Here is a 19,896-nt window from a genome sequence, read left to right on the forward strand (position 1 = left end):
AACTCAACTACGGAGTCGATCTATCAACCATCTGAGGGTGGTATCAGATTGATGGGGTGAAGGTGCCCCATCAACCATTAAATCCGTATACCCTTTTACAGATTGACCACCGATACCGAAGTGTTGCTTGGGCATTTCAGTAATGATGACTCGGACATTTTCTGCGGGCGATCCCAGTGAGCGTGCGATTGCATCGGTTACCTCCCTGATCAGCGTTTCCTTTTGTTCATCAGTCCGGCCTTCCAGAATGTTGATCTGCGCAACGGGCATGGAGCCTCCTTATTCGAAACGAGCGGATACAGTACCCAGCCCCTGGTAACGGACGGTAATGTTGTCACCGGGCTCGACAGTAATGGCGGCAGTTATTCCGCCGGTCATGATGAAGGTGCCGGCCGGGATGTGCTCACCGCGCTCAGCCAGCAAGTTGGCCAACATGGCGACACTGGAGGCGGGGTGACCCAGCACCGCGGCACCGGCGCCCACATCCACCACTTCGCCGTTCTTCTCGACGACGACCCCCAGGGTCTTCAGGTCGACGTCCGCCACATCGGCCATCTGGCCACCGGTAATGAAGCGGGTGGAGGAGGCGTTGTCCGCCACCACACTCACCAGGTCAAACTTGAAGTTCTCGTAGCGGGAGTCGATCACTTCCACAGCCGGGATAACAAAGTCGGTCGCGGCCAGCACCTGGCCAATGTGACACCCCGGGCCCTTGAGAGGCTCCTTGGTCACGAAGGCAATCTCCGCCTCGATTTTCGGGTGGATCAGCTCCTTGGTGTTTACCACGCCGCCATCGGGCACGCTGAAGTAGTCCGCCAGGAAGCCGTAGATGGGCGTTTCAACGCCCATCTGGGCCATCTTGGCCCAGGAGGTCAGGCCCATCTTCATGCCGACCACCTTGTTGCCCCGCTCTTCCTTGCGACGGCGGATTTCCCACTGGACGTCGTAGGCATCCTCAAAGGTCATGTCCGGATAGTCGTTGGTGACCTTGGTGATGTCATGGGCCTTCAGTTCGGCGTTCTCGACGTGCTCGGCCAGCGCCAGCACCTGCTCTCGGGTCAGTGTCTTGCTCATGCGGTTTGCTCCTTCTGTGCCGCCAGCAGATCCAGCGCCACATCCACGATCATGTCTTCCTGGCCACCCACCATGCGGCGGCGACCCAGCTCTACCAGAATGTCCACAGTCTTCAGGCCATACTTCTGTGCCGCCACTTCGGAGTGACGCAGGAAGCTGGAATAGACGCCGGCATAGCCCAGGGCCAGGGTCTCGCGATCCACGCGAACCGGACGATCCTGCAGCGGGCGCACGATGTCGTCGGCCGCGTCCATCAGGGCGTACAGGTCGGTGCCATGCTCCCAGCCCATCTTGTCGAAGGCGGCGATGCACACTTCCAGCGGGGCGTTGCCGGCACCGGCGCCCATGCCGGACAGGGAGGCATCGATACGGTCACAGCCCTCTTCCACCGCCACGATGGAGTTGGCGACACCCAGGGCCAGGTTGTGGTGGGCGTGCATGCCGGTCTCGGTTTCCGGCTTCAGCACGTCTTTCAGCGCCCGGAAGCGATCGCGAATGTCGTTCATGTTCATCGCGCCGCCGGAGTCGACCACGTACAGGCAGGTCGCGCCGTAGTCTTCCATCAGCTTGGCCTGCTCGGCCAGGCCCTGGGGCGTCTGCATGTGGCTCATCATCAGGAAGCCGACGGTGTCCATGCCCAGCTTGCGGGCGTGTTCGATGTGCTGCTTCGAGACATCGGCCTCGGTGCAGTGGGTGGCCACCCGGACGGTCCGGGCACCGGCCTTGTAGGCATCTTCCAGGTCTTCGACAGTGCCGATGCCGGGCAGTAGCAGGGTGGCGATCTTCGCGTGTTCGACCACTTCGGCCACCGCCTCGATCCACTCCAGGTCGGTATGGGCACCGAAGCCGTAGTTGAAGCTCGAGCCCTGCAGGCCGTCGCCGTGGGCCACTTCGATGGAATCGACTTTGGCCTTGTCCAGCGCCCGTGCGATGTCCTGCACGTTCTTGATGGAGTACTGGTGGCGAATGGCGTGGCTGCCGTCGCGCAGGGTCACGTCGGATATGTACAGTTTCTTGCCGGGGTTATAAGTCATGAGTCAGTCTCCTCACTTGACCAGCGATTCGGCGATGCGCTCGGCGGTGCCCAGCGCGGCGGAGGTCATGATGTCCAGGTTGCCGGCGTAGGCCGGCAGGTAGTGGGCCGCGCCCTCCACTTCCAGGAAGATGGAGGTCTTCAGGCCGCTGAAGCGGCCCGGGCCCGGGACGTTCATGGGCTGGTCTTCGGGGATGTCGTCGAACTGCACCTTCTGTTTCAGGCGGTAGCCCGGCACGTAGGAGGACACGGCCTTGACCATCTCCTCGACGGAGGCTTCCACCTCGGCCTTGTCGGCTGCGTCGGACAGCACATAGACGGTGTCGCGCATCAGCAGCGGCGGCTCGGCCGGGTTCAGGATGATGATGGCCTTGCCCTTCTGGGCGCCCCCGACCACTTCGATGGCCTTGGAGGTGGTTTCGGTGAACTCGTCGATGTTGGCGCGGGTGCCGGGGCCGGCGGATTTACTGGAGATAGACGCCACGATCTCGGCGTAGTGCACCTTGGCCACCCGGGACACCGCCGCCACCATCGGGATGGTGGCCTGGCCCCCGCAGGTGACCATGTTGACGTTGCCTTCCTGGAGGTTCTGCTCCAGGTTCACCACCGGCACGCAGTAAGGGCCGATGGCCGCCGGGGTCAGGTCGACGATCTTGATGTTTTCCTTGTGACCGCGCAGGAACACCTCGTTGTGCATGTGCGCCTTGGCGGAGGTGGCATCGAACACGATGTCGATGTCGGCGAACTCCGGCATCTTCACCAGGCCGTCCACACCCTCGTGGGTGGTGGCCACGCCCATGCGCTGGGCGCGGGCCAGGCCATCGGATTCCGGATCGATCCCGACCATGGCGCCCATCTCGATGTGCTGGCCGTTGCGCAGGATCTTGATCATCAGGTCGGTGCCGATGTTGCCCGAGCCGATGATGGCGGCTTTCAGTTTCTTGCTCATAGTCTTGTCCTCTTCAATCCGGTCAGGCAAAGCGCACCGACGTGCTGCCGATGCCACCGATATCCACTCGCATGTAGTCCCCGGCCTTGACCGGCTCCAGCGGTACCAGCGAGCCGGAGAGAATCACCTCTCCCGCCTTCAGGGGGATGCCGAATTCGCCCAGGGTGTTCGCCAGCCAGGTCACACAGTTCACCGGAGAACCCAGGGCAGCAGCACCGGCACCGGCGCTGATCACGCTGCCGTTCTTCTCCACCACCATGCCGCAGGTGACCAGATCCACCTTGCGCGGGGAGACGGCCTGGTCACCCAGCACGAACAGTCCGCAGGAGGCGTTGTCAGCAATGGTGTCCTGGATGGCGATCTTCCAGTCCTGGATGCGGGAATCGACGATCTCGAAACAGGGCATCACACACTCGGTCGCGGCCAGCACGTCGGCGTTGGTGATCCCCGGCCCGTTCAGATCCTTTTTCAGGATGAAGGCGATCTCGCCCTCGGCACGGGGTGCGATCAGCCGGTCACTGATCGGCATCACTTCACCGCTGTTGAAAACCATGTCGTCGGTGAGGTAGCCGAAATCCGGCTGGTGCACGTTCAGCATGTTCTGCACTGCCTTGCTGGTCACGCCGATCTTCTTGCCGATGACCGAAGCACCGTCCGCCAGACGCCGCTCCAGCATGCGCAGGGAAATGTGGTAGGCATCATCAATGGTGATGTCCTCGCCCCGGCTGGTCAGGGGCGACACCGCCTCCCGCTTGACCATCGCCTGGTAGAGCTCGTCTCCGAGCGCCTGGATTCGTGTTTGTTCCATCAGGAGTCTCCTGCAGCCGCTTGATCGGCTTCATTGAGAAAATCGTTGACCAACCGGGCAAACCGGTCGGCATGTTCAATCTGGGTCCAGTGGCCACAGCGGCCGAACACGTGTAGCTGGGCGCGATCAATCAGCTCAGCCAACCGGTAAGACGCTTCCAGCGGGATCACCTCATCCTCGCGGCCGTGGAGAATCAGGGTCTCGTGGGGCAAGGCACGGATATCGTCCTCGTTGCTCGCCAGGTTATCGACCCAACGCTGCCGGGGCGCCGGGAACATGGCTGCGAAGGACTCCTGGAAACCGGGTCGAATGCTTGCCTGATAGCGCATCTCCGCCAGCTCATCGGTCAGCAGGCCTTTGTTGTAGGCAAATACATCCATCAGGCGACGCATGGTTTCGAGTGACGCCTCGTAACCCCAGACCTCATCCAGGCCTTTGGTGATCGGGAAGCTGACACCAACCGAACCCATCAAAACCAGGCGACGAACCCGGTCCGGGTGTTCTATGGCCAGAGCAAGAGCCAGACCACCGCCGAAAGAGTTGCCCACCAGATCCACCTGTTCCAGGCCCAGCTCATCCATCACGCCAAGCGCATGCCTGACCCAGCGTTCCCGGTTGTAGGTCTGGTCCTCCGGCCGTTCGCTGTAACCAAAGCCGAGCATATCCGGCGCGATCACGCGGCGGTGTTTCGCCAGCTCTGGGATGACCAGGCGCCAGTTGGCCCAGGCGGTCACGCCGGGACCAGAGCCATGGATCATCATCACCGGGAAACCACCTTCACCCTGGTCATGGACGTTGGTCCGGTAGCCCGCCGCGATGATTTCGCGCCCGATTTCCGGGCTGTCTACAGGTGCGTTCATGGCTACCTCACAGCTTGATGCAGACGTTCTTCATTTCGGTGTAGAACTCCAGGGAGTGCACACCACCTTCACGGCCAATACCTGACTGCTTGCTGCCACCAAACGGTGTGCGCAAGTCACGGAGGAACCAGCTGTTGACCCAGATGATGCCGGCTTCAACCTGACCGGCCACACGGTGAGCGCGACTCACGTTCTCGGTCCAGATTGCCGATGCCAGGCCATAGGGGAGCCTGTTGGCCAGTTCAATCGCCTCTTCCTCAGTGTCGAACGGACAGATATGACAACAGGGCCCAAAGATTTCATCGGTGACGACGGAAGAATCCTCGGAAAGACCTGTCCAGATGGTGGGCTGAACCCAGGCACCACCGGCGTATTCCTCCGGCATGTCCGGGACACCACCGCCGGTGACAACCGTTGCACCGTCCTCAACCGCTTTCTGGTAGTAGGACAGAACCTTCTCCCGGTGCTTGAGGCTGACCAGGGGGCCAAAGTTGGCCTTGTCATCATCGGGCGGGCCAATCCGCAGTTTTTCCGCTTCTTCCTTCAGGCGCGACACGAACTCATCAAAGATCGAACGCTCCACGTAGACACGCTCGGTGCCCAGGCACACCTGGCCACAGTTCACGAATGCGGAACGCATGGTGCCTTCGATCGCTTTATCCATGTCGCAGTCGGCAAAGACCAGGCCGGCATTCTTGCCACCCAGTTCCAGGGAGATATCCCGGATTCCTTTGGCAGCGGATTTCATGATGATTTCACCGGTGGTGGTTTCACCGGTAAAGGTGAAGCCGTCTACGTCCTGGTGTTCAGTCAGGAAGGCGCCGGCGGAATCACCACCGAAGCCGTGAACGACGTTGTACACGCCATCCGGTACGCCGGCGTCCTTCATCACCTCACCCAACAAGGCCGTGGTGCTCGGAGTTTCCTCTGAAGGCTTGACCACGACGGTGTTACCACAGGCGAGGGCTGGCCCCACTTTCCAGGTCATCAGCAGCAAAGGCAGGTTCCACGGGCTGATCACACCGATGACACCTTTGGGTCGACGCACCGCGTAGTTCAGTGCACCGGTGCCATCCGGAGTGGGCATTTCAAAGGATTCGGTGGGCACGTTCTTGATCATGTCCGCGAATACCTTGAAGTTGGCCGCACCCCGGGGGATGTCGATGTGACTGGCCATGGACTTCGGTTTTCCGGTGTCCTGGCACTCCGCCTCCAGAAACTCGTCAAAGCGGTCGTTGATGCCATCGGCCACCTTGTGCAGAATCCGGGTGCGCTCCTCCAGCGTCATCTTGCCCCAGGGACCGCGCAGAGCGGCACGGGCCGCTTTCACGGCCGCGTCCACTTCTTCCCGGCCGGCCTCGTGAACCTTGGCGATCACCTTGCCGTTCACCGGGTTGACGTTGTCAAACAGCTTTCCGCTGGCAGAACCCACGTACTCGCCGTTGATGTAGTGCTTGATCTCTTTCATTGCTGCTTAGTCCTGTTTCAATCGGTTCGGGATCAGGTCAAAACGGTCAGGAAGCGTTCGTTCAGCACACGATCGTGATAGAAGATCGCTTTGCCGAGCTGTTCAGCCTGCCAGGTCACCGGCTTGTGATCCGGGTAGAAGTAATCGCCGCCACAGAACACCTCGTTACGGTTGCCGGACGGGTCAAAGAAGTAGATGGTCTTGCCATGGGTGAGACCGTGGCGGGTCGGGCCGATATCAATGGAGGTATCGGTCATGGAGATCAGATCCGCTGCCCGCAGCACGTCTTCCCAGGTTTCCAGGAAGAACGATGCATGGTGGAACTTGCCTTTCTCTTCGTGGTGAATGAAGGCAATGTCGTGTTCTTTCATCGACACGGTGAGGAACTGGGCAATGCGGGTGCCTTCAGGGTCCAGCACCTGCTCGGCAAGGTGGAAGCCCAGAACATTCACGAAGATGTCGTATACGGCTGCCAGTTCCGGGCCGTAGAACAGGCAGTGGTCAAAACGCACGGCCTTCATGCCTTGCAGGCCACGGGGCCAGGCTTCCGGGTTCACGCTCGACAGCCCCCACTTTCCCGTGTACTTCTTGTCAGCAAACAACTCGAAGGCATGGCCTGAGGGCACTGAGAAACGCACACGACGGCCACAATCCTTCAGCTCCTCCGCCGGTACCTGCTCGACCTCGACGCCATACTCCACCAGGTCCCTTTCCAGCTGGCTCAGGGCCTCTTCATTAACCACCTTGAAGGCCATGAAGTCGCAGCCTGGCTCGTCGGCTTCACGCAGAACCAGAGAGAACTTGTCCACTTCAGTCCATGCTTTGAGATACACACGGCCCTGGTCGTCGCGATCGGTTTCGATCATACCCAGCAGGTCCGTATAGTGTTTTACAGCTTCATCCATATCGAGAACACGGATCTGGACGTGGCCGGGGCGCATTACACCTTTCTTCATGACAATTACCTCAACGATTTTGTTGTTGTTTGCTTGGCAAGTGCGGCCTCAGGAAGGGGCACGCACTCTATGGTCAAATCCGTCAGGGGGTAGATCCGGCAGGCCAACACTTCCCCCTTTTCAACAGCTTCGGGGGGAACATGCACCTTGCTCATCTTTCCGCACTCGAACTCCCCCTCCAGCACTCTGATCTTGCAGTAACCGCAACCCCCACCGCGGCAACCGACAGGCACACACTTCAGGCCCAGTTGCTCCATGGCCTTGAGCACACTCTGGCCATCCTGGCAGGTGAAGCGATCTCCGGTGGTCCGGTTCAGTACCTGGAATCCGGCCATGACTGCCTCCCCTGTCATATCTTCTTGAACAGGGCCGAGCGCTGGGTTTCTTCCGCGCCATCCGCCGCTGTCAGGAATTTCTCCATGAAGATGTCCCGCTCGAACAGCCGACCCTGCATCAGGGCGGTGATAGCAGCATCGATCATGGGAGGTGGTCCGCACATGTAGGCTTTGTTGCCGGAGAAACGACCGTCGTAATGCTCCTTGGCCGCTTCATGGACATAGCCCCGGAATCCCTGCCAGTCGGCATCGTCTGCTGCGTCACTCAAGGCCGGTACGTAGGTGAAGTTGTCGTGATCCCGGTCCAGGGCCTCGAACAATTCCCGGTTATAAAGTTCGGCCTGGTTCCGGGCGCCCTGGAACAGGGTGATCTTGCGCTCGTCGTTCTGCTCCAGCAGATCGAGGATCATGGATTGCGGGCTGGAGAGCCCCGAACCGCCGGCGATGAAGATCAGATCGCCTGGCTGGGAGCTGCGAACGAAGAACTGACCGTAGGGACCGGACAGATTCAGCTTCTCACCGTTCTTCAGTTGTTCGTGGATGTACGTGGTGGCGGCACCGCCCGGTACCAGGCGCACGTGCAACTCCACTTCATCGGCCTTGCTCGGCGGATTGGCCAGCGAGAAAGCACGCGGCCCGTCCACGCCAGGCAGTTCAATGTTGATGTACTGGCCGGCCTGGAAAGTCATCGGCCGATCCAGCTTCAGGTGCACACCCTTGATGGTCGGTGACAGATCAACGATATCGGTGACCGTTGCTTCATAATCCTCGACCGGGTAGCCCTCGAAGTCCGGGTCTACATCAATGTCCGCTTCGATGGTGACGTCGCTCTCGACCGTGGCGCAGCAGGCAAGGACTTTGCCTTCGTCCCGTTCCACATCCATCAGGGCGAACGGCGATGCATCGCCAACTTCGACATCACCCTCCAGCACCTGGACCTTGCATGTCGCACAGGTGCCATGGCCGCACGCAAAGGGCAGCCAAACGCCCTGGCGGAGAGCCGCCTGGAGAATGGTCTGGCCATCCTCCACCTCAATCTGCTCGCCAATCGGCTCGATGGTTACGGTGTGACTCATAACAGTGCCCTCAGGATGCGGTGCCGGCGATGCCGTCCAGCCCTTTGGTGGTGACGGTCAGCATGCTCTTGTGATCAATGCCGCTGTCCTTGAGGGTGGCATTGGCATCGGGGATGAATGATTCGCCATTCAACTGCCACGTGGCGCCGAGGAAATCGGCTTTCGCGGCATCCGGATGGGCCGACACCGCCGGCTTCAGCACTTCCTCGATCATCGCGCCGAAGGTCATGTCCGGCGCAACCAGAAAGGCAAAGGGTGAGCAGTACATCAGGTGATGCGGCCAGTAGACATACAGCAGCTGCATGCCGTGGAAGTTCTCGACCTTGTCTCTCGGTTCGAATTTGTAGTCGTATAAGGCATTTACACTCATGATGGTCACCTTGTTGTTTTTGTGGGTGAAGCATCCGGAGCCCTGAGGCTCCGGATGAATCCCGGATCAGGCGGCGTCCTGGCTGGAACCGCTTTCTTTGTCATCACTCTGCTTGCCCTTGATGGACAACCAGCGCTTGTGGTCCGGGGACCCGATGTACTCGAAATTGTCCTCGCCGATATTGATGTGGTAGTACTTCGATACCACGGTCTCGACGTCCCCACCTTCACAGTTGCCCTGGTAGATCTGATGCACCGGCAACCAGGCCTGAACGTACTTCTCCGGTTCGTCCTTGAAGATGTCGCAGCAGCCGTCCGAGCAGAAGTGATAGCGCTCGCCCTCGTGGACAATCTGGCGGTGACTCAGGACAGTCGGATCATCTTTCTCGGTGAAGATGGTCGGGATCTGGCACACCTGGCACAGCTGCGGCAGGGTGTTGTTGTAGAAACGGCGACCTTCCGGGTGTTCCTTCGCCCAGTACTCGAAGCGAGGGCGATAGTATTTGTCGAAAGTTTCCGGGTACTTCTGGGACAGCCAGTCCAGTTCGTCCTTTTCCGGCATCCAGGTATGGAAGTTGGTCGCATGGCCGTACTGGTAGAAGGTGGCCCAGGCCTGGTGGCTGACATGGTTCTTGGCGTCATTGGCCACGTCCTGATACTTGGGCGGACGGATGCCGTAACGCTCCAGATCCTTGAACAGGGCACCACCATTCTGCTCGTAGTACACCTCCCAGGCCTCCGCCCAGGACATGACCCGGTTCGGCAGCATGTAATCCATCATCATTCCCACCAGACTCAGCAGGCGGAAACCACGCCAGAACCACTTGTCGATCCAGCGCTGCACGATGGGTACGTTGTCCTCGTGCTGCTCCAGGATGAACTTGATGACTTCAAGCCCCAGGGTCATGTGGCGCGCTTCGTCGGACTGGGCCGAGAAGCCGAAGGTCACTGTGGCCATATCACCGTTGTAAGCGGCACCTGACATGAACGGTACGAACAGCAGATTGGTCAGTACATACTCGAACGAGAACGAGATAGCGGTCAGGAACTCGAACGGGCCGGCGGTACGCGCGTCGTCAAAGAACGACTTGGGTACGGACAGGAACCACACCCGGTCGTGCATGTGAGCAGCATCATGCAGGCCGTTGAAGTGCTTGTTGTAGTGGCTCATCGCGTGCTGCTGGGTCTGCGAGTGACGCAGCTCGTCGATCGCCTGCATCTGACACGCCACCCGGGCGCCGGCGCCGCTGAAGTCCCGGCCAACGCGGGCATAGCCCTGGAACGCCGCGTGCTCCAGAGGAGACACGCCGGTCAGGAACAGTTTCAGGGCGTTCACATAACGGGCGTCCGAGATATTCTGGTGGCCGTTGTTCTGGGCAAACGCGTCGAAGATCGCATACAGCTTCTTCTCTTTCTCGGCCTGGTATTTCCAGTAGGCGTCCATGGTCAGACGGAAAGGATCTTCCCACTGGGACCAATCAGTGATCTTGATGCCTTCGAACGATTCGTTCGGAAAGATGTCCTCTTTCTTCTGGTAGCTGGGCTCCCAGGCCATATCCCGGGTCAGGTACTGGTACTTGTCTTTGAGATTAAGCTTCTTGTTTTTAACAGGCATGATATGTCTCCCAATCAGTTCCACTGAAGAATGAAGTGGTCGTCGTCTTCATCGACGTTGCCGCCGATACTGATCACGTCGATCAGCATCTCCTGAACGTCCCAGTCGCGACCGAGCTTTTCTTCCATGGTTTCCCGGTTGATCACCAGGCGCTTCTCCGCCTGAATCCGGATCATCGCGGGCTGGTGCTGAACCTCCGCTTCCGGGTTGTCCTCGGCAATGGCGTCCACCAGGTAGCGGGCGTTGTCGTTGTCCTGGAAGGCAATGAATACGAGCTGGCTCATGCGGATACTCCCTGGCTGTTAAGACCGAATTTTTTGAGACGGGTGGCGAGTTGGGCCCGGGTTTCATCCAGGGCTTCAACACCGGTGCTGGCTTCTGCCAGAGGCTTGAGTGCGTCATAAACCCGCGGCTCCCAGTGATCGATCCAGGTTTGCAGCAGCTCGCGATTGGCTTCGCTGTCACCGGCCACCGCTTTCATCATGGCGTTGGTCCAGCGCAGGGACTCCTTGTACCAATCCCGCATGAACTCGGTGAGCATGGAGACGTCTTCAGCATCCTGCTCGCCCAGCCACTGATCCATCTTTTCGTAAACCAGCGGATAGAGCAGGCCGTCCATCAGCACGTTCTGCACCAGGCTCAGCTCGAACCAGTCCTGCATGACCAGGGTGTCTTCCACCAGCTTGCGCATCGGCTGCCAAAGCGCATCGTCCATCCAGTAGCCCTTGGATTCATCCAGACTGGTACCGGTGCTGCCGTCGATCATCAGCGCGATCCGGGACAGGTACTGGCCGATGCCCAGGCGATCCATGGCCTGATAGATGTGCATCTGGGCCACGGTCGTGGCGGTGGCGTCACCGGCAGCCTTGCTGTTGTTCATGTTGGCGCCAAGCTCGACGTGACGAAGCGGAACCAACAGGCGTAGCAGCTGCTTCTGGGTTTCTTCGGGCAGTCGGCCCAGCAGGTTGCGCTTTTCGCAGAAGCCAAAACTGGTCTCGGCCGCTTCCTGCATCTTGGCGCGGTTGCCCACATAGGCGCCGTAGTAGAACTGACGTGGATCGGTCACCGCATACCAGTCTTCCATGCGAATAGCGGTGCGGTTCGGATCGTTGAGTCCGTGCTCGGAATCCCACAGCGGGCGGTAGTGGAAGTTGGTCTTGGCCTCAAGATCGTAACTGGCTTCCTGGTAACGGGAGGCCGGCTTGTCGCCGAAACGACGGGCAATGTGGCCGTAGGTCTGGCGGATAGGTTCCACCGAGTTGGTCTTGATTTCGATGCTCATATCAACTTAACCGTCTTGTTGTTGTGAACGTGGAGGTTGATGGGTGTTGCCTAGTAACGCTGTCCCCGCTCCCCGAACCGCCACTTGACCATGTCTTCGTCAATCTCGCGGATCATGTCGGAGTCCATGTGGACAACTTTGTTGTGCTTGCAGAAGAGTTCGAAGGCCTCGCGAGGCAGCACAAGCTCGACGAACAGTTCCGGGTAGCCAATGGCAAAGTCGAATTCAACGAACTTGTCATCCGGCTCGCTGCGGACCCGGATGTATCGGGTCAATTCGTCGAAGGTTTTGATGTCAGTCGGAGAGGTCATTGTTTGCCCCTTGTGTTTGTTGTTGGCTGCAAGGGGTGGAGCAACGGCTGTGCCAGATTGGCCTCAGGAGCAGGAAAGAGTTTTCAGATCACTGTTTTTAAATGTTTTTTCTAGCAGTCTTTGGGTCGAGAGCTTCCCGGATGGAAAGCGGGGAAGGAAAAAAGAGGCCGGCATTTTTTATCAAATAATCAATTTTCATCACTCGCGTAAGCAAATGCTGAGAAGGCCTGGACTGGCCACTTTCTGAACAAAAAATTTTATCATTTGGTTGATTTTTGACTTTCATCAGGTGTTATATAAAGAGCCAACAACCGAAAACGAGCTCCAACAGAGCCGTCCCACTACAACTACAACAGGGACATCCCCATGGCCGTTACCTACAAGCCACAACTGAATTATGTGGATTTCCGGGATCTTACGGAGCAGATCCGGTTTCAGAGCACGGAAGGCAAGATCTGGTTCGGCGAGCAGCGAATGCTGCTCATGCATCTGAATGCCATGGCGGCGTTCCGTCGGGAAATGGTGAACAGCATGGGCGTCGAACGGGCCAAGGGGTTCTTCCTGCGGCTTGGTTACCAATCCGGCGTCCGGGATGCCGAACTGGCCCGAAAACTGAGACCTCACTGTGACGAACTGGACATCTTTCTTGCCGGCCCCCAGCTGCATTCTCTCAAGGGCATGGTCAAGGTCATCCCCCTGGAAATCGACATTGACCAGGAAACCGGCGAATTCTATGGCAAGCTGGAATGGATCGATTCCTTCGAGGTCGAGATCTGCCAGACCGAGCTTGGCCAGATGGATCAACCCGCTTGCTGGGCACTCCTCGGCTATGCCTGCGCCTATACCTCCTCGTTCATGGGCAGGGAGATCATCTTCCGGGAAATCAGTTGCCGCGGCTGCGGTGATGAAAAGTGTGTCATTGAAGGCAAACCCGCCGAACAGTGGGAAGATGCCGAGGAGTTCGCCCGCTATTTCAAGGCCGACCCGATCATTGAAGAACTTTATGACCTGCAGGCCCAATTGAGCTCCCTGCGCAGCAGCCTGGAGAAACAGCAAGGCCAGTATTACGGCATCGGCCAGTCCGCCGCCTACAACAAGGTCTGCAAGATGATCGACAAGGCCGCCCAGGGCAAGGTTTCCGTCCTGCTGCTGGGTGAAACCGGGGTCGGCAAGGAGGTCATTGCACGCAGCGTGCATCTTCGGAGCGAGCGCGCGGAAAGCCCCTTCGTCGCAGTGAACTGCGCGGCAATCCCACCGGATCTCATCGAGGCAGAGCTGTTCGGGGTCGAAAAAGGCGCCTATACCGGGGCCAACCAGTCCAGGGAGGGAAAGTTTGAGCGCGCCAACGGCGGTACGATTTTCCTGGACGAGGTGATCGAGCTCACCCCCAGGGCACAAGCCACGCTCTTGCGGGTCCTTCAGGAAGGCGAGCTGGAACGGGTTGGCGACAACCGGACCCGCAAGGTCAACGTCCGGGTTATTGCGGCCACCAATGAAAGCCTTGAGCAAGCCGTCGAAGAAGGCAGGTTCCGGGCCGATCTGTTCTACCGCCTCAATGTCTTTCCGGTGAAGATCCCCCCGCTGCGGGACCGGCTGGAGGACCTGCCGGTGTTGATCGAGCACTTCCTCGGCAAATTCCATTCAGAGTACGACAAACGGACACTGGGCCTGTCGGATAAAGCTCTGGACCTGTGCCTGAGGTACCACTGGCCAGGCAACATCCGGGAACTGGAGAATGTCATTGAGCGGGGCGTCATTCTCACCGACAACAATGAAACCATCAGCCAGGAAGCGCTGTTTGTAGTGTCTCCCTCCACAGCAGAGAGTTCACCCACCGACTGCGTGGACCAGGGCGGCAAGGTCACCAACGGCGAGCCGGGAAACAGCACCACAGGGCACTGGTCGGAACATATCCTGGGCGCAAACATCAGTCTTGAGGAAGTAGAAGAGACGCTCATGCGCGAAGCCATGGAGCGGGCGAACCAGAACGTGTCCAAGGCAGCACGGATCCTGGGGCTAACACGCCCGGCACTGGCTTACCGACTGAAGAAATCCGGAATACTGGCCGAAACCTGAGGCCTGCAAACTTCGGACATGGATGTCCTCCCCCTCTCCCTTGATCAAATCGGCAACCCTTCCGTTCAGTTAACGATTTGATGAAAATCAAACCATTTTCCTGCCTCTAACAAACCATTGATCAAATGCTCAAAATCACAGCTTAACCTATATTTTTCAGCAGCTTGAACACGCTTTGGCCGTCATGGCACAGCGGTTGCTGAGTCACCGTCAGTCGCTTTTCCACAAAAACAAAGACGGTGACATAACATGCCATACGCTTCGGAGTGCCCTCGCGGCATATTCCCCTCCTCCATTGCCATCGCCGGATTGTCCGCGATGCTGCTGACCGGATGTGAAGCACCGCTGAATCTCGACGCTGTCAGGGAACAATCCCAACAGGCCATTCAGCGCACAGACTTCTTCCAATCCGTGGCGCAGAACGATCAAGTGGTTGCCATGGCCGGTAATACCGGCGCCCTGCTGGTAAGCCAGAATGGTGGCCGGGACTGGCAGCGGATCTCCGTGCCCACTAACGAAAGCTTCCTCTCTCTGGACACCTGTCCGGACGGGAGCTTCATTGCACTGACTTTCGATAACCAAGTCTGGCACGGTACCGCCACGGGAACCGAGTGGACACCCCACAAGCTGCCAAGCCAGGAACAGATGATGACCGCCACCTGTGCGCCTGACGGTTCCTGGTGGGCAGGTGGTAGCTTCACCACGCTCCAGAGCTCGTTTGACCAGGGCGCAACCTGGAATGAAACCACCCTGAATGAAGATGCCATCCTGACCAATCTCCAGTTCCTGGACACTGACACCGCCATTGCCACCGGGGAATACGGGCTGGTTCTGAGAACTGAGGACGGCGGCCAGACCTGGGACTATGCGGGCTATCTGCCGGATGAATTCTACCCCCACTCCGCCCATTTCGAGTCTTCCGACGAGGGATGGGTGGGTGGCCTTAACGGCTTCATCTACCACACCACGGATGGCGGCGAGAGCTGGGACCGCCAGGCCACGGACACGAGCATGCCGGTGTTCGGTTTTATCGATGCTGACGGTGCCCTGTTCGCGCTCGGCGACAACGCCACGGTCCTCACACTCCAGAACGACCAATGGCAGAGCCTGGAAACCCCCAACCAGCCGCTGTACCTCCGCGATGGCGTTCTCCTCGAGAACCGTCAACTACTGGTTGCCGGTGGCCGAGGACTGCTCCTTCATCTCGACATTCCTGTGGCCAACCTGGCCAGTAACAACCGAGGAAACTGATCATGGCCGGACTGCATCGTTTTACGCATTTCCTGCACCTGCTGGAACTCTGGATCTTCAGGAATCCGAGGAAAGTACTGACGCTGATCGCGCTGCTCACGCTGTTCTTCGCCCTGCGGATTCCGGGGCTGAAGATCTACACGGACTTTGCGGATCTGTTGCCGCAACAGCATCCCTACATAGAGCTGCATAACAGCATCAAGGACGATTTTGGCGGCGCCAATGTCCTGGTGGTCGGGGTCGAGTTCTCCGACGGAGACATCTTCTCCAACGAGAATCTGGCGACCATCGACCGGGTCACCCAGGCCGTCGACAACCTGCCCGGGGTCAACCACAACCTGGTGGCCAGTGTCACTCACCGGAACTCCCGGGAAATCTGGCTCACCGAGGTGGGCAGCATCAACTCCGAGCCCTATTACGACTCCACCCAGGGTGAGTATTCCGAGCAGGCCCTGGCGGAGATGAAAGCGGCTGTGGCCGCCAACCCTCGGGTTTACGGACCTCTTGTGTCACCGGACATGAAGATGGCTCTGGTCAGGGCCCAGCTGATCGAGGGCAAGCTCGACTACGCCGAGACCTTTGCCCAACTGCAGGAACTGCGGCAGCAGGAAGCCCACGACGGTGTCACTATCTATGCCACCGGCCAGCCGGTGCTGGTGGGCTGGGCCTACACCTACATGGACCAGATCCTGCAGATCTTCATCTTCACCGTACTCGCCATGCTCGCGCTGCTGGTATTCCACTTCCGCAAGGCGTACGGCGTACTCATTCCTCTTGGCGGTGTGCTGATCTCCACGATCTGGGGGCTTGGGATCATCAGTCTGCTCGGGTACAACCTGGATCCACTCGGGCTGGTGATCCCCTTTTTGATCGCAGCCAGAGCCATGAGCCACGGCGTGCAACTGGTGGAGCGCTACTACGCCGAGACCCGAATCCTGAGGGAAGGCCCGAAGGCCGCCAAGGCTACCTTTGACAGTCTGTTCCGCCCGGGTTCCCTGGGAGTGGTGTCCGATGCCATCGGATTGTCCCTGATCGCTATCGGCTCGATCCCCCTCAATACCCACCTGGGCATCTATGCCTCCCTGTGGGCGATCACCGTGGTCTTCACCGTACTGATCGGTGTTCCGCTGCTGTTGTCCATCCTGCCCACTCCGAAGAACGCCGAGATGCGGGAAACCGCGTTACGCTACATCGGCAGCAGCTGTTCCCGGACCGTGACCCGACCCGGCCGTGCCAAGGTGGTTCTGGTGGCGGCGGCCGTCGTTATGGGGGCGGGCGTTCTGGCAGCCTCCAATGTCCAGATCGGGGATTCCGAACCCGGCTCCCCCATTCTCTACCCCGACCACGACTACAACATCTCCTCCCGGGTGGTGAACGACCGCTTCCCCGGCTCCGAAGAGCTGTATGTGATCGCTGAAACCGATGAGAAAGGCGGTCTGAAACGGCCGGAAGTGCTGAAGGCGCTGTCCGACTTCCAGTCTCATATGCTGAGTGATCCCAGTGTCGGCGGCAGCAAGGGCCTGCCGGATCTGGTGAAACAAGTGAATCGCCTGATGCACAACAACGATCCGCGCTGGTACCAGATCCCCCACGACGAACGCTATGTCGGTGGCCTGATGTTCACATATATGGCGTCCAGCCCCATTCCGGGAGCGCTGGATGAGTTCAATGACACCGATGATCGTGTCGCCAACCTGGTGTTCTTTTACAAGGACCGTCAGGGCGAGACCATTCGCCGGGCCATCCACATGGCCAAGCAATGGATTGCCGAGCATGGCAATGACGTCGAAGGTCTCACCATCCGGCTGGCCGGCGGCACTCTCGGGGTGGCTGCCGCGATGAACGAATCGGCCTTCAACACCAACATGATCGTGCTGCCGCTGGTGTTCCTGCTTATCTTCGCCTTCGTGATGCTGTTCTATACCTCCTGGCACGCAGGCCTGATGATGCTGCTGGCGATGCTGTTCGCCACCACCCTGACCTACGCCTACATGGGCCTCTATGGCCTGAGCATCGACATCAACACGGTACCGGTCATTGCGGTAGGTATTGGTGTCGGCATCGACTACTCCATCTACATGATGGACCGGATCCGCGAGGAAATGGCCAAGTGTGGCGAGCTGCCCGAGGCCGTACGCCGGGCCATCGCCACCACCGGCATGGCGATCAGCTTCACCGCACTGACCCTGATGGCCGGGATCATCATGTGGGTGATCTTCTCCGACCTGCGCTTCCAGTCCGACGCCGCCATGCTGCTGTGCGTGATGATCGTGATCAACGGTATCGCCGCCATGCTGCTGGTGCCGGCCTGGGTGCTGGTGTTCAAGCCGCGTTTCATCACCAACGTCTACGCCGACGAGGACGGTATTCTCCACGCCGACCGTCCACGCCCTGAACCGACTCCATCGCCCGCCAGCAACCCACTGGAAGGTGACGGATACGTAGCCGGAGCGACGTCCCGGGTCTGATCCGGGCGTCCTCCACCACAACTCAAACGAGGATCTGCCATGCAAACAAAAATAAAAGGCCTGAGCCTCTGGTGTGCCGCCCTCACGGGCGCCACCGGGCTCACCCTGGCTCCGCTGTCACAGGCTGTTGCAGCAGAAGATGCCAGGATCAACGGCTTCTACGAGAACGCGACGTACGCACGGGATGGTGTCGGACTGTCAAAGTTCCGCAACACCATTCAGTTGGAGGGAGAAAAACGTTACGGCGACGTGGGCATTTTCAGCAACGTCTCGGTAAATGCCACGCTTCGCGGCACCTATGACGGTGTCTACGATCTCAACGAAGATGAATACGGCAGTGAGGCCGGCGGCCCCATTCAGCTCCAGGATCTGGCACAGGGCTCTGTTCCCCATGGCGGCGGCCTGGTTGTCCCCGGTACCGAGCTGGGCTTTGACATCACCGAGAACCCCAACGACGGCATGGTGGTCCTTGGTGAGCACCTGCACGACCAGGACAACGGCGTCGCTTTCGGTGTTCCGGTCCGCCCCTGTGATGTCGACAGCCGCGGCTGTATCGACGACTACCTGGACAAGGACGAAGACGAGCTCCGGTTCCAGGAATTCAACGACCATCTGGATTTCATCCGGGAACTCTATGTCGATTTCGACCTGAACTTCGACAGCGGTAACGTACTGAGTACCCGGCTGGGTAAACAGCAGGTGATCTGGGGCCGGACGGACCTGTTCCGGGTGCTGGATGTGATCAACCCCGTGGATTATTCCCGCAACAACATCTATGACGAGCTGGAAGACATCCGGATTCCCATGTGGATCCTGAAAACGGACTACCGCATGGGCCCGACCAAAGTCTTCGACGGCCTAACCTTTGACGACCTCAACTTCCAGGTGGTGTGGAACTTCGATGAGTTCCGTCCCCACGACATCGGCCAGTGTGGCCAACCTAATGTCATTCTCGATGCCGGCTGTTTCTTCCGTGGCATGAACAACCTCTGGGAGAATGGTGGCACGGTAGCCAACTTTGCCGGCGCTACCCCGGACGGCGGTCTCGCAACCGACTTCGGCCCGGGCCAGATCGGCATCCGCCAGGCCAACCTGCCCAGCTGGAAACTGTCCAATACCCAGCTTGGCCTGAAGATGGAAGGTGTCTATGGCGACCTGGGCTTCTCTCTGAACGCCCTGACCTACCGCTCCCAGCTGCCATCGCTGCGCGGAGGGATTCCAGCTGAGAATGCCTTCACCAGCGAGACAGGTGTCTGGCCCTCTCTGATCGCATTCGACATCCATTTCCCCCGGGTCAACCTGGTGGGCGGCTCCCTGGATTACTATTCCCAGGGCATCGATACCGTATTCCGGTTCGAGACCGCCTATACCTCCGGTGAGGAATTCGCCAATACCCTGCGGGAAAGGCTCTATTCCGAATCCGACGTGCTTCGCTACGTCGTCGGTGCGGACAAGAACATCTTTATCCCTTTCCTGAACGAGAACCAGTCGTTCCTGTTCTCTGGCCAGATATTCGGTCAACACATTCTTGATCACGAGCGTGAGCAGAGAACCTATGGTGAAGCGGGTATTCCCGACTGGGAGCACAACTGGATTGGTACCCTGCTGATTCAGGGCTTCTACATGAACAACCGGCTGATTCCGAAACTAATCACCGCCCATGATTTCCGCGCTCAGGCCACCACCCTTGCCCCAAGCGTCGACTGGATTGTCACCGACAATTTCAAGGTCACCGCTGGTGCCAACATAAAAGTGGGTGATGGCGCCCGGAAATTCGACGACTGCCGCTCCTGTAACCCCTGGGATCCGTTCACCCAGACTCCCGGTGTCGTGGATCACCAGCCGGGTGAGTCCGCAGGCCTGTCCGGCTATGAACCACTTGGCCGTTTCAAATCCGGACCAATCGGCATGGCCCAGGAAGAAGACGAAGTCCAGCTGACCGTTCGCTACAGCTTCTGATAACGA

Annotated in this window: 18 protein-coding genes and 1 pseudogene; 4 read left to right on the forward strand and 15 right to left on the reverse strand. The window is 59.0% G+C overall.

Annotation, left to right across the window (positions count from 1 at the left end; all coding sequences use genetic code 11):
* Positions 1–102: 102 nt before the first annotated feature.
* The 15 genes and pseudogenes from DET50_RS19575 to DET50_RS05170 all read right to left on the reverse strand — a co-directional run.
* Positions 103–270, reverse strand: a pseudogene (locus DET50_RS19575) (2-hydroxymuconate tautomerase); the annotation flags it as partial.
* 9 nt (positions 271–279) lie between these two features.
* Positions 280–1,074, reverse strand: coding sequence for a 2-oxo-3-hexenedioate decarboxylase (dmpH, locus tag DET50_RS05105; RefSeq protein ID WP_113861802.1), 795 nt, complete (start codon positions 1,072–1,074; stop codon positions 280–282).
* The gene (gene dmpG / locus DET50_RS05110; RefSeq protein ID WP_113861803.1) at positions 1,071–2,108 is read right to left on the reverse strand and encodes a 4-hydroxy-2-oxovalerate aldolase; all 1,038 of its coding nucleotides are present in this window, start codon (positions 2,106–2,108) and stop codon (positions 1,071–1,073) included. Before dmpG ends, dmpH begins: the two co-directional genes overlap by 4 nt.
* A gap of 12 nt (positions 2,109–2,120) precedes the next feature.
* Positions 2,121–3,056, reverse strand: a complete 936-nt coding sequence (locus tag DET50_RS05115; protein WP_113861804.1) for an acetaldehyde dehydrogenase (acetylating) — start codon at positions 3,054–3,056, stop codon at positions 2,121–2,123.
* Positions 3,057–3,078: 22 nt separating this feature from the next.
* Positions 3,079–3,864, reverse strand: a complete 786-nt coding sequence (gene dmpE, locus DET50_RS05120; protein ID WP_113861805.1) for a 2-oxopent-4-enoate hydratase — start codon at positions 3,862–3,864, stop codon at positions 3,079–3,081.
* Positions 3,864–4,724 carry an alpha/beta fold hydrolase gene (locus DET50_RS05125; protein WP_113861806.1) on the reverse strand — a complete coding sequence of 287 codons (861 nt, stop codon included), beginning with the start codon at positions 4,722–4,724 and terminating at the stop codon, positions 3,864–3,866. Before DET50_RS05125 ends, dmpE begins: the two co-directional genes overlap by 1 nt.
* A gap of 7 nt (positions 4,725–4,731) precedes the next feature.
* Positions 4,732–6,192, reverse strand: coding sequence for a 2-hydroxymuconic semialdehyde dehydrogenase (locus DET50_RS05130; protein WP_113861807.1), 1,461 nt, complete (start codon positions 6,190–6,192; stop codon positions 4,732–4,734).
* Between the two features lie 32 nt (positions 6,193–6,224).
* Entirely contained in the window at positions 6,225–7,148 is a 924-nt protein-coding gene (locus DET50_RS05135) for a catechol 2,3-dioxygenase (protein WP_113861808.1), read from the reverse strand.
* Positions 7,149–7,153: 5 nt separating this feature from the next.
* The gene (locus DET50_RS05140; protein WP_113861973.1) at positions 7,154–7,483 is read right to left on the reverse strand and encodes a 2Fe-2S iron-sulfur cluster-binding protein; all 330 of its coding nucleotides are present in this window, start codon (positions 7,481–7,483) and stop codon (positions 7,154–7,156) included.
* Between the two features lie 14 nt (positions 7,484–7,497).
* On the reverse strand, positions 7,498–8,559 hold the full coding sequence (locus tag DET50_RS05145) for an NADH:ubiquinone reductase (Na(+)-transporting) subunit F (protein ID WP_113861809.1): 1,062 nt from the start codon (positions 8,557–8,559) through the stop codon (positions 7,498–7,500).
* Between the two features lie 10 nt (positions 8,560–8,569).
* Complete coding sequence (locus tag DET50_RS05150; RefSeq protein WP_113861810.1) at positions 8,570–8,929, reverse strand: phenol hydroxylase subunit P4; 360 nt, start codon at positions 8,927–8,929, stop codon at positions 8,570–8,572.
* A 66-nt stretch (positions 8,930–8,995) separates the two neighbouring features.
* Positions 8,996–10,543 (reverse strand): aromatic/alkene/methane monooxygenase hydroxylase/oxygenase subunit alpha, encoded by a 1,548-nt coding sequence (locus DET50_RS05155; protein ID WP_113861811.1) that lies wholly within the window; start codon positions 10,541–10,543, stop codon positions 8,996–8,998.
* A gap of 14 nt (positions 10,544–10,557) precedes the next feature.
* Positions 10,558–10,827: an MmoB/DmpM family protein gene (locus DET50_RS05160; protein WP_113861812.1), complete on the reverse strand. Its 270-nt coding sequence runs from the start codon at positions 10,825–10,827 to the stop codon at positions 10,558–10,560.
* Positions 10,824–11,825 carry an aromatic/alkene monooxygenase hydroxylase subunit beta gene (locus tag DET50_RS05165; RefSeq protein ID WP_113861813.1) on the reverse strand — a complete coding sequence of 334 codons (1,002 nt, stop codon included), beginning with the start codon at positions 11,823–11,825 and terminating at the stop codon, positions 10,824–10,826. The genes DET50_RS05160 and DET50_RS05165 overlap by 4 nt, the downstream gene beginning before the upstream one ends.
* Positions 11,826–11,875: 50 nt before the next feature.
* On the reverse strand, positions 11,876–12,136 hold the full coding sequence (locus DET50_RS05170) for a phenol hydroxylase subunit (protein ID WP_113861814.1): 261 nt from the start codon (positions 12,134–12,136) through the stop codon (positions 11,876–11,878).
* Between the two features lie 366 nt (positions 12,137–12,502).
* Here DET50_RS05170 and DET50_RS05175 point away from each other — a divergent pair, with 366 nt between their 5' ends.
* The 4 genes from DET50_RS05175 (at position 12,503) to DET50_RS05190 (ending at position 19,890) form a co-directional block, all read left to right on the forward strand.
* Positions 12,503–14,212, forward strand: coding sequence for a sigma-54-dependent Fis family transcriptional regulator (locus tag DET50_RS05175; RefSeq protein ID WP_113861815.1), 1,710 nt, complete (start codon positions 12,503–12,505; stop codon positions 14,210–14,212).
* A 249-nt stretch (positions 14,213–14,461) separates the two neighbouring features.
* Complete coding sequence (locus DET50_RS05180; RefSeq protein WP_113861816.1) at positions 14,462–15,463, forward strand: WD40/YVTN/BNR-like repeat-containing protein; 1,002 nt, start codon at positions 14,462–14,464, stop codon at positions 15,461–15,463.
* A gap of 2 nt (positions 15,464–15,465) precedes the next feature.
* Positions 15,466–17,931 carry an efflux RND transporter permease subunit gene (locus DET50_RS05185; protein WP_113861817.1) on the forward strand — a complete coding sequence of 822 codons (2,466 nt, stop codon included), beginning with the start codon at positions 15,466–15,468 and terminating at the stop codon, positions 17,929–17,931.
* A gap of 39 nt (positions 17,932–17,970) precedes the next feature.
* On the forward strand, positions 17,971–19,890 hold the full coding sequence (locus DET50_RS05190; RefSeq protein ID WP_113861818.1) for a DUF1302 family protein: 1,920 nt from the start codon (positions 17,971–17,973) through the stop codon (positions 19,888–19,890).
* Positions 19,891–19,896 lie beyond the last annotated feature (6 nt).

This window comes from Marinobacter pelagius (genome assembly GCF_003315345.1).
Lineage (GTDB): Bacteria > Pseudomonadota > Gammaproteobacteria > Pseudomonadales > Oleiphilaceae > Marinobacter > Marinobacter pelagius_A.